15 protein-coding genes are annotated in these 14,353 nt (G+C 31.4%); 9 read left to right on the top strand and 6 right to left on the bottom strand.

The features are described 5' to 3' along the window. Window positions 1-91: 91 nt before the first annotated feature. Window positions 92-691 (bottom strand): hypothetical protein, encoded by a 600-nt coding sequence (locus tag C661_RS0111960; RefSeq protein WP_017415555.1) that lies wholly within the window; start codon window positions 689-691, stop codon window positions 92-94. A gap of 149 nt (window positions 692-840) precedes the next feature. Further along, window positions 841-1,011, bottom strand: coding sequence for a hypothetical protein (locus C661_RS23660; RefSeq protein ID WP_017415554.1), 171 nt, complete (start codon window positions 1,009-1,011; stop codon window positions 841-843). A gap of 414 nt (window positions 1,012-1,425) precedes the next feature. Between C661_RS23660 and spoVAC the strand changes: the two genes are divergently transcribed. The 5 genes from spoVAC (at window position 1,426) to C661_RS0111930 (ending at window position 4,726) form a co-directional block, all read left to right on the top strand. After that, a complete protein-coding gene (gene spoVAC, locus C661_RS0111950; RefSeq protein ID WP_017415553.1) occupies window positions 1,426-1,899 on the top strand; it encodes a stage V sporulation protein AC in 474 nt (157 codons plus the stop codon). Beyond that, window positions 1,900-2,901 carry a stage V sporulation protein AD gene (gene spoVAD / locus C661_RS0111945; RefSeq protein WP_017415552.1) on the top strand — a complete coding sequence of 334 codons (1,002 nt, stop codon included), beginning with the start codon at window positions 1,900-1,902 and terminating at the stop codon, window positions 2,899-2,901. It begins immediately after the preceding gene. A 17-nt stretch (window positions 2,902-2,918) separates the two neighbouring features. Continuing rightward, entirely contained in the window at window positions 2,919-3,272 is a 354-nt protein-coding gene (spoVAE, locus tag C661_RS0111940) for a stage V sporulation protein AE (protein ID WP_017415551.1), read from the top strand. Between the two features lie 50 nt (window positions 3,273-3,322). After that, on the top strand, window positions 3,323-3,451 hold the full coding sequence (locus C661_RS24410; protein ID WP_017415550.1) for a hypothetical protein: 129 nt from the start codon (window positions 3,323-3,325) through the stop codon (window positions 3,449-3,451). 390 nt (window positions 3,452-3,841) lie between these two features. Then, window positions 3,842-4,726: a vanadium-dependent haloperoxidase gene (locus tag C661_RS0111930; protein ID WP_017415549.1), complete on the top strand. Its 885-nt coding sequence runs from the start codon at window positions 3,842-3,844 to the stop codon at window positions 4,724-4,726. A 64-nt stretch (window positions 4,727-4,790) separates the two neighbouring features. Here C661_RS0111930 and C661_RS0111925 read toward each other — a convergent pair whose 3' ends face one another. Together C661_RS0111925 and C661_RS0111920 are read right to left on the bottom strand one after the other, a co-directional pair. After that, window positions 4,791-6,083 (bottom strand): L-cysteine desulfidase family protein, encoded by a 1,293-nt coding sequence (locus tag C661_RS0111925; RefSeq protein ID WP_017415548.1) that lies wholly within the window; start codon window positions 6,081-6,083, stop codon window positions 4,791-4,793. Window positions 6,084-6,480: 397 nt separating this feature from the next. Then, a complete protein-coding gene (locus C661_RS0111920) occupies window positions 6,481-8,391 on the bottom strand; it encodes a sigma-54 interaction domain-containing protein (protein ID WP_017415547.1) in 1,911 nt (636 codons plus the stop codon). A gap of 237 nt (window positions 8,392-8,628) precedes the next feature. Here C661_RS0111920 and C661_RS0111915 point away from each other — a divergent pair, with 237 nt between their 5' ends. The 3 genes from C661_RS0111915 to C661_RS21800 all read left to right on the top strand — a co-directional run bounded on the left by C661_RS0111915 (window position 8,629) and on the right by C661_RS21800 (window position 11,391). After that, on the top strand, window positions 8,629-9,924 hold the full coding sequence (locus C661_RS0111915; protein WP_017415546.1) for an NCS2 family permease: 1,296 nt from the start codon (window positions 8,629-8,631) through the stop codon (window positions 9,922-9,924). A gap of 402 nt (window positions 9,925-10,326) precedes the next feature. Next, the gene (locus tag C661_RS0111910; RefSeq protein WP_017415545.1) at window positions 10,327-10,884 is read left to right on the top strand and encodes a hypothetical protein; all 558 of its coding nucleotides are present in this window, start codon (window positions 10,327-10,329) and stop codon (window positions 10,882-10,884) included. Between the two features lie 15 nt (window positions 10,885-10,899). Then, complete coding sequence (locus tag C661_RS21800) at window positions 10,900-11,391, top strand: GerW family sporulation protein (RefSeq protein ID WP_017415544.1); 492 nt, start codon at window positions 10,900-10,902, stop codon at window positions 11,389-11,391. A gap of 62 nt (window positions 11,392-11,453) precedes the next feature. Here the strand turns inward: C661_RS21800 and C661_RS0111900 are convergent, their stop codons facing one another. Together C661_RS0111900 and trhA are read right to left on the bottom strand one after the other, a co-directional pair. Next, on the bottom strand, window positions 11,454-11,642 hold the full coding sequence (locus C661_RS0111900; RefSeq protein WP_017415543.1) for an aspartyl-phosphate phosphatase Spo0E family protein: 189 nt from the start codon (window positions 11,640-11,642) through the stop codon (window positions 11,454-11,456). 453 nt (window positions 11,643-12,095) lie between these two features. Continuing rightward, window positions 12,096-12,749: a PAQR family membrane homeostasis protein TrhA gene (gene trhA / locus C661_RS0111895; protein WP_017415542.1), complete on the bottom strand. Its 654-nt coding sequence runs from the start codon at window positions 12,747-12,749 to the stop codon at window positions 12,096-12,098. A gap of 202 nt (window positions 12,750-12,951) precedes the next feature. On the opposite strand from trhA, the gene C661_RS0111890 reads away from it, so the two are divergent. Continuing rightward, window positions 12,952-14,181: an aminopeptidase gene (locus C661_RS0111890; RefSeq protein ID WP_017415541.1), complete on the top strand. Its 1,230-nt coding sequence runs from the start codon at window positions 12,952-12,954 to the stop codon at window positions 14,179-14,181. The last annotated feature ends 172 nt before the right edge of the window (window positions 14,182-14,353 follow it).

Genomic DNA, 14,353 nt, shown 5'->3' with positions numbered 1-14,353 from the left:
ACAACTACATAGGAAATAATCATACTTAAACATCCACTTAAACTTGGAGTTCTGATTTTACTTTAATAGAAACATCAATAAACTATAAGCATTAATAATATTCATTTCTTAATTTATCTATTTCTTCTTGCAATTCGCTCATATTGTTTATATATCTAAGAAGCCTCTTATTTAACTCCTGTATTTCATCATCCCTATCATCCATTTCATTTTTTAATACTCTTATTTCATCTTCTTTAGAATGTATTTCATTTTTTAGAAGTCTTATCTCTTCCTCTCTTTCATCAATTTCACTTTCAAGATTATTAATGGTCTCTTCAATTTCATATCTCTCATCCTTAAAATTCATGAATTCTAAATATAAATCTTCGCTATCTTTAAGTAAATATTTGTCTCTTTCGTCATAGGTTATCTCATTTCCCTCTTCATCAGAACAATACTTTCTTAGTGTGTTACCACAGTTAGCACAAATTGTAGTCCATAAATCTTTCTCTCCAAAGTTCTTCACTTTTGCCTTAAAAAACTTATTTCCACAATTACCACAACTATCTTCAATCTTAGTATACCGTTCAAGAGAAACTTTGGTTATAACTTCATCGCAACTACTACACACTAATGTATAATTTTCAAAAGAAGAATTAACCTTGAATTCTACATTTCCGCAAACTGGACACGATTTTGTTATTTGCATAAACACCCCACCTTATAATTATACTTTTTATAATTATATTAGGACGTTTAAGCCAACATAATTTAATTGTTGATTGTTTACAATTTATTCATTTCTCTTATAAGTAGTAGGTCCTTGTATCTTTATATCACTAAGAAAAAATCACCAAATCACTTAAAGCTTCGCGCCAACTCTTCCTCCTTTTCCTTTAAGGCTTCTTTAGTCATATCCTTTTCATTTATATACCTTTTGCCTGTAACTAAATCTTCTTTCCTCATTGATATACCCATTGCTATGGCATAATCAGTATTTATATCCTTGCCTTTATTTTTATTATCCATGTTTTAACCACCTTCTTAGTAATTTTATTTGAAATTAGTATTTAACAATGTGAAATAGAATATAACCCTCTAAGTTTTAAAAATATCTTTTTTACTAATCATTTTGAGGCCTTATTGAAACCAAGTTAGTTTCATATACTGAGATTTATCTGCAACTTTACTTCCTATTATAGAAATATCAACATTTTTTATTACTCCTTTGAATAAAGAAAATTTAACTACTAATAATAATAGTGTTTAACTTACATTTTCAGTATGAAGCTTTAGATTATATTTAATTATTATATGTCTGCAGAAATAACTTTTTATATTATTTAATGAAAATACCTATACTAATTTATGAATAAATTAAGTTTATTAGTAAAATTCACATAAGTTGATATAGTGAATTTATTGAAAGAAGGTGATACATAAATGTCTAATAGTAAAAACTTTACCCCTGCCCAGCAAGAGTACCAATCCTTTGCTAAAGCTAGAGAGCCTAAACGACCAATATTGAAGAACTGCTTTAGAGCTTTTTTAGTTGGGGGCTTAATTTGCACAATAGCTCAAGGACTCCAATGGTTTTTTATTAATTATTTTGGTTTTACAGAGACCACTGCTGGCAATCCTACTGTGGCAATTTTAATTATAGCCTCCGTATTACTTACAGGTTTTGGCGTTTTTGATCATATAGCACAGTGGGCTGGAGCGGGTACAGCAGTTCCAATTACTGGATTTGCTAATACTATCGCTTCAGCTTCTATTGAACATAGAACTGAAGGTTATGTGCTGGGTGTTGGAGGCAATATGTTTAAATTAGCTGGTTCAGTAATTGCATTTGGAGTTTTTTCCTCCTTTGTAGTTGTTCTTTTAAAAATTATATTTGCGTGGTTAGGTGGGATGTAGATGCTTAAAGGTGAACAAACTTGGATTTTTCAATCAAAACCAACTATTGTTTCATCAGCAACTGTTGGCGGACCTTTTGAAGCTGCTGGTGCCATAGCTGATGATTTTGATATTCTTCATGAAAGTATTTGGGTTGGGGAAGATAGCTATGAAAAAGCTGAAAAAAAAATGTTAGAACAATCCTTTCAAACAGCTTTAAGTAAAGCTAATCTTAGTAGCAAAGACATACAATTTTTAATAAGTGGGGATTTGATGAATCAAATCATTTCTAGTAGTTTTACAGCTAGAACCTTAGGTATACCCTTTCTAGGGATTTTTGGTGCCTGTTCAAGTTCTATGGAAGGTCTTGCACTAGCAGCTCAACTAGTAGATAGCAACGCTGCTAACTATGTACTTGCTGGTGCATCTAGCCATAATGTGGCAGTAGAAAAACAGTTTCGATATCCAACAGAATATGGGGCACAGAAGCCTCCTACGGCCCAGTGGACGGTTACTGGAGCCGGGGCAGCATTAATAGGGAAAACCGGCAATGGACCTAAAATTACTTCAGCAACTATAGGAAAAGTCATAGATATGGGAATTTCAGATCCATATAATATGGGAGCTGCAATGGCCCCTGCTGCTGTAGATACCATTGAAAAACATTTTAAGGACTTAAATATCGATCCTTCCTACTATGATCTAATTGCTACAGGAGATTTAGGTAGAGTGGGTCATCAAATTGCTGGTGATTTATTGACTAAGGATGGTTTAATTATACCTAAAGAAATATTCACGGATTGTGGCCTTTTAATTTACAAAGAAACCCAGCCTGTAATGGCTGGTGGTAGTGGATGTGGTTGTACTGCTACAGTGACTTATGGACATTTGCTTAATCGAATGAAGAAGGGTGAACTAAAAAAAATACTAATTATCGCTACCGGTGCACTGCTTTCACCATTATCTTACCAGCAAAAAGAAAGCATTCCTTCTATTGCACATGCAGTAGCTTTCGAAATGTAAGTGGGGTGAAAGAAATTATGGAAAAATTTATTTGGGCCTTTGTAGTTGGTGGAACTATATGTGTAATTGGGCAAATAATGATGGATGGATTTAAACTTACTCCTGCCCATACAATGAGCACACTGGTGGTGATAGGAGCAATTTTGGGTGGCCTTGGTTGGTATGATCCCCTAGTTAAGTTTGCTGGTGCAGGTGCCACAATACCAATAAGTAGCTTTGGTAACTCATTAGTTAAAGGCGCTATGATGGAAGCAGAACAAACTGGTTTAATTGGAATTCTTACTGGAACTTTTGAAATAACTAGTGCTGGGATTTCTGCTGCTATAATATTCGGTTTTTTAGCCTCTTTAGTATTTAAGCCTAGAGGATAAAACAAGTGTACTTTTTTACTAAAAAGCAAAATAGATTGGAGGTGTTACTTATGTCTACAAAATCTCAAAAACAAAATAAAGACAATAATAAATCTAAAAATCCAAAAACTGCAAACCCTATTACTATGGAAACTGATAAAAACATGCATAAACCTGTTAGAGGATTACCTAACGTATAAAATAAGCCCCTATATTCACTGCGAGTATAGGGATTTATTTTGCTCATTTTTGGGTAATACATTTACAACAATATTATGATATTATCATGAATATCTATCTTAGCCTATTACTAATTATGTCATGTACATTAATATTAATTAATTAATAAATTCATCTGCAGCTAATGTCGCCTATAGACTACTCCTAAAAACTACATAACTTTTGCCAAAATATTAGTATATATCAAATCTGCCACTCAAATATTTACCAATTATTATTTTTGTTATATCTAATTATAAATTTGCTCCCTAATATGACAATATTCTATGATTACTCATAATATATATTAGAGTTAAATCATAGAAATCAATTATTTTTATGCTAAATTATAATAAAGAGGAGTAAAGTATATGTCAAATTTAAATAATAATCTTCCCAGAAATTGGTCTATGTTATCTTACGGTAATGAGGTCCGTGTCCCTTATTCTGAAGACCCTATGGGAGGCACTTGGCCAACCTATTTTCTACATCGAAATAATAAAGGTCAATTTGTTGATGATAAGGATAATTTATTAGCCTTCCCTATAAGGGAACCAGATACTAATATAGATTTTGACGGTAAGCAACTTACTGTTATCAAGGAAGTTCAGAAAACATTAACTCCCAGACAAATTAATATAGCTAAATATTGGGGTACTGGTCCTGCTACTAAACAATGGGCTCCTATTATTGATATATTAATAGACACCTATAAAGTAACTGCCTTTAAAGCTGCACGTATATTAGCTGCAGTGTATGCAGCCCTTAATGATGCCTTTGCTGTCACTTGGTATTTTAAGTATCTTTGGAAAGTTCCTAGACCTAATCAATTAGATCAAAGTTTCACTTCATTTTTACCCATGCCAAAACACCCAAGTTATCCTGCTGGCCATGGCGTTGTAGCAGGTTGTGCAGAAGTTGTGCTAAGTTATTTTTTTGAAGGTGAAAGTCACCGTCTTCATGAACTAGCTGAAGAATGTGCACTATCTAGGTTGTATGCTGGGGTTCATTATCCTATTGATAATGAACAAGGATTAGCTTTAGGAAGATATGTGGGAGAACTGGTAGTAGAAAAGTTGAAAAATCAAAGTGATACTAACCTATGCTTTGTTGACTATCCATTAAAGGAAAGCCTTAATGCAAAACTACCTCCTCCACCTTATAAACAAGTTATTTCCTCTAACGAAAATAGTCATTGTCCTTATATAGATGACTTATATGTGCTAGACAGCTTATCACCTGAAATTAACTCCTAATGTAAAGAGGTTTTCTATGGTCCAACCCATAGAAAACCTCTTTTATCTTTTTAAAGTTAAAATATTATTCGCAAGCTATAGCTATCATCACATCATCAGCCCTACTAAAACCATCTCTACAAAGTAATCCTAAGTTTTCTATGGTTCCCTCTGCAGTATTGCCAATAATTCCTGTTTTAGTTGGAACAATAGTTCCACTTTGTGCTAGGTAAGCACAAATAATTGCCTCAGCTGCTGATGTTGATAGCTTAATGGCACAACTTTCCTTAGCTCCATCACATACCATTCCCGTAAGATTTGCTAGCATATTGTGAATAGTGCCCTGAATTTCTTTGTCTTTTCCTCCTAAAAGCCAGGAAACCCCAGCTCCTGCACCTATTCCTGCTGCAATAGCACAGCCACATATAGCTGATAATTTTCCTGTATACTTCTTAACAAAATTATTAACAGCATGACCTAAGAAAACAGCTCTTCTAAGGGTATCTCTATCTAAACCAAGGTCTTCTGCCACTACCATGATAGGTAGAATTACACATAATCCTTGATTTCCACTTCCGCCACTAGTCATTATTGGACAAGTTCCTCCACCCATTCTTAAATCAGATCCTGCCGCTGTTAAAATCCTTGCAGTAGTAGCTGAATCCTTTCCTATTTTACCCTGTTCTTGAAGTTTTAAAAGAGATGATCCCCAATGAAGTCCATTATTTCTTTTTAACCCTTCATAAGCAGCTTCTTTATTCATGATTATTCCATCATCTATAAAGGCTAATTTTTCACTTGGAATTTCTTCAGCAATTATTCTTAGATCCTTTAAAGTTAATGCCTTGAAAAAGCTATAGCTTTCTGTGTTAACTTTAACCAATCCCCCCTTTAAAATCACCTTTCCATTTACTACTACCTGGTCAATATTTGTATGGGAACCTCTTAATGTAACTATAACTTCCTCTTCATGTCCACGCAGAGTAACCTGTACAAAAACTGCATCTTCATCACTAACAGGAGTAACACTTACCACCTGGTTTTCTATAAGGGCTTTAGCTTTAATTACGTGATCCTGATTCACATTTTTAAATACCATTAGTCCAGCATCACTATCACCACAGATTTCTCCTAAAGCAGCTGCCATATGTACTCCACATTCCGTTGTATTTGGAATAGTAACAGATTTACCATTTTTATATATATTTCTGCTCACCTTTAAATCGATCTTTACAACATCACCTTTAAAGTATTTTTTAGCTGTAGCCACAGTTAATGCAACTGCTACTGGTTCAGTACAACCAACTGCTGGTTTTGTTTCACTTTTAACTATTTCTAATAATTGTTGTATTACATCTTCTTTATTTAAAATACTCACGTCTACCACTCCTCGAATAATTAATAGTTTAATTATGATTGAAAGGTTACAACCTTCTAAAATAATAATACTTCCGCATATATTTAAAATACTTAATTATTTATATAGCAATAATCATGCCAACAAAGAAGATATAACGGTTTTTCCATTGTTTATTCATAACTCATCAAAAATATGAGGAACATCAGTAGCATTTCTATAAATAATTTCATAATCTTAGCTTATTATATAGTAATTAATTTAAATTTTGCTCCTTAATAGTATTAATTAGCCTTTTTTATTTATTTTTTTGCAGTATTGCAAAAAAATAAACTAAATTTAGAGTTTACAATAAAATTAAACCTAAATCTAGTTCAAATTACACTTATTTCTTTGCAATAATGCGAATTTATTTGCATTATTGCAAATTATATTTCTTCAGTTTTCTATATAAAGTAGATAAGTCTATATCTAAAGCTTCTATTATTTTATTTTTTCCCTCGCCATGATTTCCATAGGTGTTAATCATTTCTAATAAAATATTTTTTTCAAATTCTTCTACTGTGGATTTTAATCCCTTACTTTTTATCGCTTCTAACCCAATATTGTTACCTACTACATTAATATTGGATTCAATGACTCTTTCTAAACTTAAATTACTTTCTTCATTTTGAATATTCTTCATTGAACCACTAATATTTGTTGAATCTGAATTTATTTCTTCTAGTAAATATCTTTTTTTATTAATAAAGTTTACTGGTAAACTCTTGATGCCTATGACCTCTTCTTTGGCAATATTAACAGCATACTCAATTACATTTTCTAATTCTCTAATATTTCCTGGCCAAGAGTAAGTGTTGAAAATTTCTTTAACTTCCTGTGAGATTTGCTTAGCTTTCATATTAAATCTACAACAAAATTTGCTAAGTAGGTATTTGCTTAATAAAAAGATATCTTCTCCTCTTTCCTTAAGGCTTGGAAGATATATAGGTATTACGTTTAATCTATAGTATAAATCTTCTCGAAATTCACCATTTTTCACCATTGCCTCTAAGTTTTTATTTGTTGCAGCAATTACTCTTACATCTACGTATATCTCTTCTTTTCCACCAATTTTTCTAAAACTATGTTCCTGAAGTACTCTAAGAATTTTAGGTTGAAGATGTAAAGGAAGATCCCCTATTTCATCCAAAAATATGGTTCCTCCACTGGCCAATTCGAATTTTCCAATTTGACCTTCTCTTCTAGCCCCTGAAAAAGCTCCACCTTCATACCCAAAAAATTCACTTTCTAGTAAGTTATCTGGAATGGATGCACAGTTTACTGCTATAAAGGGGGCTTCTTCTCTATGGCTTTCATAATGAATAGATCTTGCAAACAGTTCCTTACCAGTCCCACTTTCCCCTCTTAAGATTACCGTTGAATCAGTTTTTGCAATACTTTTAGCCATTACTTTTACATTTTTAATGCTATTACTCTCTCCAATAATATCCTCAAATCTGACTATGTTGCTACCGCCTAGTAATTTATAAGCCGCTCTAACCTCATCACTTTTTTTATTAAACTGAACTATATTACTAACCCTTTCTCCACTCCAAATGATTGGGCTACTTTTCACTAAAAAACTTTGCTTTTTGCTATGAAAATTAAAAGCTTTTCCTTGAAATTCTCTTCCAAGTAGTCCTACATTTAAGTCAGGAAGTACAGTATTAACATGATTATTCTTTATTGACGCCTCAGATACATCTAAAAGTTTTTCACCTTTTCTATTTAAATATTTCACAAATCCATTGTTATCAATACATAAAATCCCATCATTTAAACTATCAATAATATGATTTGTTTCTTCCTTTTGAATTTCTAAATTTTTAATAGTGTCTTTGTAAATTATATTGCCTACTAATAAGGTGCTTAATTTATTCAAAAATACTATCATAGAATTAAAGTCTTTAGAGATAATATCACACTGTTTTTCATCAAAAACATTTATTCCTATTATTCCAACAACGTCCTCATTTTTCATTATGGGATAACCTACTGTAGCAAATTCTGTGCAAGTATCCTTTGCTTCACAGGTATTACATACTAAATCAGGTAAAAATTCATCCTCTCTTGTGGGATTTCTTTTTATGTAAAGAGGTTTCTTCTCCTTCAGTATATATTCAAACAAACATTTCGATGGAATTTTACTTCCTATAAGCTTCTTATAATCTCCCGTGGCAGCGATTCTTTTAAAACTATTATCAATTATAGTAACATCTACATGAAGCACTGCAGAAATAGCCTCAGCCACCTCTTGTACAGAATCCTTAATACTATCTAATGCCACAACCTTTATCCTCCTAACCTTTTATTTATTTTATTATAATATTTTAATTACATAAATACAAAACTATTTATATAATTATTTTTTTATTAATCAATCTTATTAATAAAAAAACTCACAAAACATTTTGTAGAATTTTATCGAAATTGTTCGTATTTTCCCTTGATAAACTCTACGGTTTTTGATAATATAGACAATGGTAATAATTCAATTTCATAACTCATAAAAGGAGACTAGAAAATGTTTGAATCATATTTTAAATTAAAAGAAAATAATACTACTTTTAAAACTGAAGTATTAGCAGGTATAACTACTTTTATGACTATGGCTTACATACTAGTAGTAAATCCAAGTATTTTATCTCAAGCTGGTATGGATTTTGGAGCAGTATTTACTGCAACAGCCATTTCATCAATAGTTGCAACCTTACTAATAGGAATTTATGCAAAGCTTCCTTTTGCTGCTGCACCTGGAATGGGCCTCAACGCTTTTCTTGCCTTTACTGTATGTAAAGTAATGGGATATTCTTGGCAATTTGCTATGACTGCTGTATTTTTAGAAGGATTAATTTTTATACTTCTAACTGTATTTAATGTTCGTGAAGCTATTATAAATAGTCTTCCCTTAAATATCAAAAGAGCAATCTCTGTAGGAATAGGCCTATTTATCGCTATTCTTGGACTTGATAATGCTCATATAGTTGTACATCCTGAAGGCGGTGCTCTTCTTGCTCTTGGAAACTTGAAGGATCCTTATACAATATTAGCTATTATTGGAATTATTTTAACTAGTATTCTAGTTGCTAGAAAAGTTAAAGGGGCTCTACTTATCGGCATTATTGCAACTACACTTATTGGAATCCCAATGGGAATTACTCAAATACCAAAAAGTATTTTAAGTATTCCTCCATCTGTTGCACCTACATTCTTTAACTTTGAATGGACTCATGTATTTACCTTAGATATGGCCGTTGTCTTATTCACACTTTTGTTTATGGATATGTTTGATACTATAGGAACTCTTGTAGGTGTGGCAACTAAGGCTAACATGTTGGATATTAACGGAAACGTACCGAGAGCAAAACAAGCTTTACTTGCTGATGCAATTGGAACTACAGTTGGTGCTTGTTTAGGAACTAGTGCTCTAACTGCATATGTAGAAAGTGCTTCTGGAGTGGCAGAAGGTGGCAGAACTGGTCTTACAGCAGTATCTACCTCAGTAATGTTTGCTATTGCCTTATTTTTATCACCATTATTTTTAATGATTCCCTCTCCAGCAACATCACCAGCTTTAGTATTAGTTGGATTATTTATGCTTGAACCCATAAAAGATATAGACTTAGTTAACTTTTCTGAAGCTATCCCTGCATTCATTACTTTAATAATAATGCCAGTGACTTATAGCATTGCTGACGGAATTGCCTTTGGTATGATTTCTTATGTTATAATAAAAGTTGCTACTGGTAAGTTTAAGGAAATATCCTTTGCTACCTACGTTATTAGCGGATTGTTTTTATTAAAATTTTTCATACATTAAAAATTATAAAAAAGATTTACCTGTGTAAGGTAGATCTTTTTTTATGCGAAAAATGTGCTAGATTAAAGCTTTGTAACAGAAAAGCCAATGGAAATTAATTTAAAAAACACCTATAGCTTTAGCTTCCTATCAACTTTGGTTTAAATAGCCCACTTAAGTGTTGTGATTATTAATGTGAATATAAATTTCCAATGTTACTTAAATAAGTTAAAACTTATCTTTATAATGGCTTTAAAACAAGTTAATTTATCCTAGCATTATGCAATTAAGTAGTGCATTTACAAATCTCATAAGTAATGAGATTTTACCTAGAAATTACATCTAATACTTTTTCAATTCAGTGCCATAATAATGATGAAGCATGTTTCTTATCACATTTCAATTAGCATTGGAGATGTTATTATGTACATATTAACTATCATATTAGTATTATTAATACTAATTACCGTTACCTTTTTAGTGATGACTTTAGTATTATTAACATTAGTACCAATAAAGGTTTTTTTTAGATTTGATCTTGAAGAGTACTCAAAATTTCATCTGAGTATTCATTGGATGAATCCAATATTTAAGTGCGTTATAGCTAAGAATGAAGATACCACTTATGTTAATGTTTATTTATTTAATATTAAAATTATAAATAAAAGTACAGAAAAAAATTATAATGGTTTTATTAATACTTTTAAATTCTTAAAAGCATTAAACCCAACTTTTTTAAAACTTGATGCTTCCTATGGTTTTATAGATCCCTCCATAACAGGAGTGATTTTTGGAGTCATTGAGTTAGTTGCTGAGTCATCAAAGGTTGTTGAACTTAATAACAATGCAAACTTTAATCCTGATTATGATTATGGAAAGGTAACCTCAACTGCTCTTTTTAATGCCATCCCTACAATAATGAAAGTCTTACATTTTAGGAAACAAAATTCAAATTACCCTGTTTTACAAAGGGCAAAATAAAGGAGGATATTTGATATGAGCGAAAACACAACATTTACAAATAACATGGATACTTTATTCACAGATCTTCACGATTTTGTAAGTACTGATACAGTACTAGGTACTCCACTTTCAGTAGGTAACAAAACCCTAGTTCCAGTTATGTCAGTAACCATGGGCTATGGTAGCACTGGTATGTCTACTAAAGTGCAAAACAATAGCTCTAACAATGCAAATAATGCCACTAGTGGTACTGGATTAGGTGCAAGAGTTACTACTAATGCTGTGATGGTTATTGAAAATGATTCCGTATCAATGCTTCCTGTTAATGAAAAAAGCAATATGGAACAGTTAATGAATAAACTTCCAGATGCTATATCGAGTTTAAGCCAAAGCTTTTCTAATGGTGGAATGATGAACCAAAGTAATAATCAAGACTCATCAAAAGGACAGCAAGGCGACTCTAAAAATACTAAATCTCAAGGAATGTCCAATGACAAGCAAAACTCTTCTAACCAGCAAAGCTAGAATTTAAAATTAGCCGTATATCAATTTTAAAATTGGTATACGGCTTTATTTAAATATATCATCTATTTATTTCTTAGTGTCTTATCTTCTTCCACAACTTTGAAGTATTCTACAATTAGGTCATCTAAAAGTTGACTAATAAAAAGTGTTTTTTGTTCATCTTCTGAAGTTATACAAGCTTCATTTAATATTTCTCTTACCTCTTCTATCCGCTTTTCTAACTCTAATAATCTCTCATCTACCTTTCCCATATATGCCCTCCTATAACTGTAGTACTCACCGTTAACGTAAAGATTTAATTACTTTATAAATAGAGTTTCCATATTTTATATAATTATTACCAAAAAAACCGATTTCTCATTCTTATTAAACTTTAGTTATTTATTACTTAAAAATTATTATTAGTTCTATAAAAAAGGTTATAAAAAAAGACCATTAAAGGCCTGTACATATCTTAGTTAAAATATGCCATAACTAATCCTAATAAATTATAAATATTCTAATGTCTACTGTATAGATGATTATAATTGATTTTTCCATATTTTTCAATAAGTAAATAAATTTATTATTTCCAATTATATTTCAACATGTTTTATATTATATTACACTAAAAACTTCTAAGATTCAAATGTAAATATGAAATCTTAGAAGTTTTTAGTTATTTGAGTACAGTATATAAAATCAAAATTCCTATTATAATAATTTTATACTAATGTAATAATGTATCTGAATACTAACCAATAATGGCTTAGACTTCCAAGCAACACAAATATATGAAAAATCTCATGAGCACCGAAAGTTCTTTTTTTGTTTCTTTTCTCTAGGCAATATATTACAGCACCAACAGTATATAATATTCCTCCAAGCACTAAATACAAGAGCCCTGCTGGATCAAGAACCTTTGAAAGTGGAGAGAATGCAACTATGGCAAGCCATCCCATTCCCACATATAATGTTGCTGATAACCAAGATGGACAATCTATCCATAACAACTTAAAAATTATTCCCATAATAGCAAGGCCCCAAATTGTGAAGAAAATTCCCCATCTCCAATATGACTGAAGAGCTATTAAGCAAATTGGGGTGTATGTTCCAGCAATAAGAACAAATATCATAGAATGATCCAATTTCCTTAAAAATCTAATTACCCCTTCTTTCGAAATAACTAAATGATAAGTTGAACTTGCTGTGTAAAGAAATATTAGGCTTAATCCAAAAATCATGGAAGATACAAGGCTAAAGCTAGTATACCTACCTATGGTAAGTTGTTTGTACAAAAGGGCAATTAATCCTACCAAAGAAACAATTGCTCCAAATAAATGTGTAAATCCACTAACAGGTTCTCTAAATTTTTTCATATACTTTACCTCCATTTTAAAAAGCTCCAACACATAGTTTTATTAACTACGTTTCGTTATATCTATATTATACACTAAAAATATAGATTTCAATACATTTATTATTTATTTTTTTATAATATTTTATAAACATTCTAGTAAATTATTGAAATTTATGTGAAAATATAAATGTAAAGTATTACATAGAAAGTAGGTATAATTTATGAATAAAGATTTTTTAAAGAAATATGCCACATTAGCTGTGAAAACTGGAATTAATCTTCAACAGAATCAACTTCTAGTTATAATGTCTCCTATTGAGTGCGCTCCTTTTACAAGAATGATAATGGAAGAAGCTTATAAAGCAGGAGCAAAAGAAGTCATAGTTCACTGGAGTGATGAACTTTCAACTAAAATTAGATTCATTAATGCTCCAGAAGAAGTGTTTGAAACTATGCCTCAGTGGCAAGTAGACTCCTTCATGCATTATGCTGAGCAAGGTGCAGGTTTCTTAAGTATTTCTGCATCAAACCCTGAGCTATTAAAGGATGTAAACCCAGATAGAATTGCTAAAGCTCAAAAGACTCGTTCATTAGCACTGAAGAAGTTTAATGCAAGACTAATGAGCAATCAAAATTCTTGGTCAATTGTTTCAATTCCAACTGAGGGATGGGCATCTAAAGTATTCTCTGAGGTTTCAAAGGAAGAAGCAATTGAAAAACTTTGGAATGCTATATTTAAAATTGTTAGAGTAGACCAGGAAGATCCAGTTTTAGCTTGGGAAAATCACAAAAAGAACTTAAAAGAAAAAATGGATTACTTGAACTCTAAGAATTTTAAAACTCTTCATTTTAAAAATGCAAAAGGTACCGACCTTCATTTAGAACTTCCTGAAAATCATCTTTGGGTTGGTGGAGCTGAAAATAACGAGGAAGGTGTAGAATTTATTGCTAATATGCCTACTGAAGAAGTATTTTCAATGCCAAAGAAAACTGGTGTTAATGGTATAGTTTATAGTTCAAAACCCCTTAACTACGGTGGAAATCTCATAGATAACTTTTCTATAACTTTTAAAGAGGGTAGAATTGTAGATTTTACTGCTGAAAGCGGCTATGACACTCTTAAACACTTAATTAGCACAGATGAGGGTTCTCATTATCTTGGTGAGGTAGCATTAGTTCCTTATAATTCTCCTATTTCTAACAGTGGAATTATCTTCTACAATACTCTATATGATGAGAATGCTTCTTGCCACTTAGCTATAGGGAGAGCTTATTCTCTTTGCATGAAGGATGGAGAAAAAATGAGTGAAGAAGAGTTAGAAAAAGCTGGTGGAAACTATTCTCTTGCTCATGTAGACTTCATGATAGGAACTGAGGATCTATCTATTACAGGAATAAGTGCAGATGGAAACGAAACTTATGTATTCCAAAATGGAAATTGGGCATTTTAAGCTTTTACAGTAAAATTAAATAATAAAAGCTCATAATACAATTTCTCTAAAATCAAATATTACAAAAGCTTAAGCCCTATACTTCTTAACTATAGAACTATAGGGCTATGATTTATTTATAAAGTTGCATTTTAATCCTAATTAGATTGAATTTAATGAAATGTTATATCGA

Source organism: Clostridium tunisiense TJ (genome assembly GCF_000300195.1).
Classification (GTDB): Bacteria; Bacillota; Clostridia; order Clostridiales; family Clostridiaceae; genus Clostridium_J; species Clostridium_J tunisiense.
This window is presented reverse-complemented; position numbering and strand designations above follow the sequence as displayed.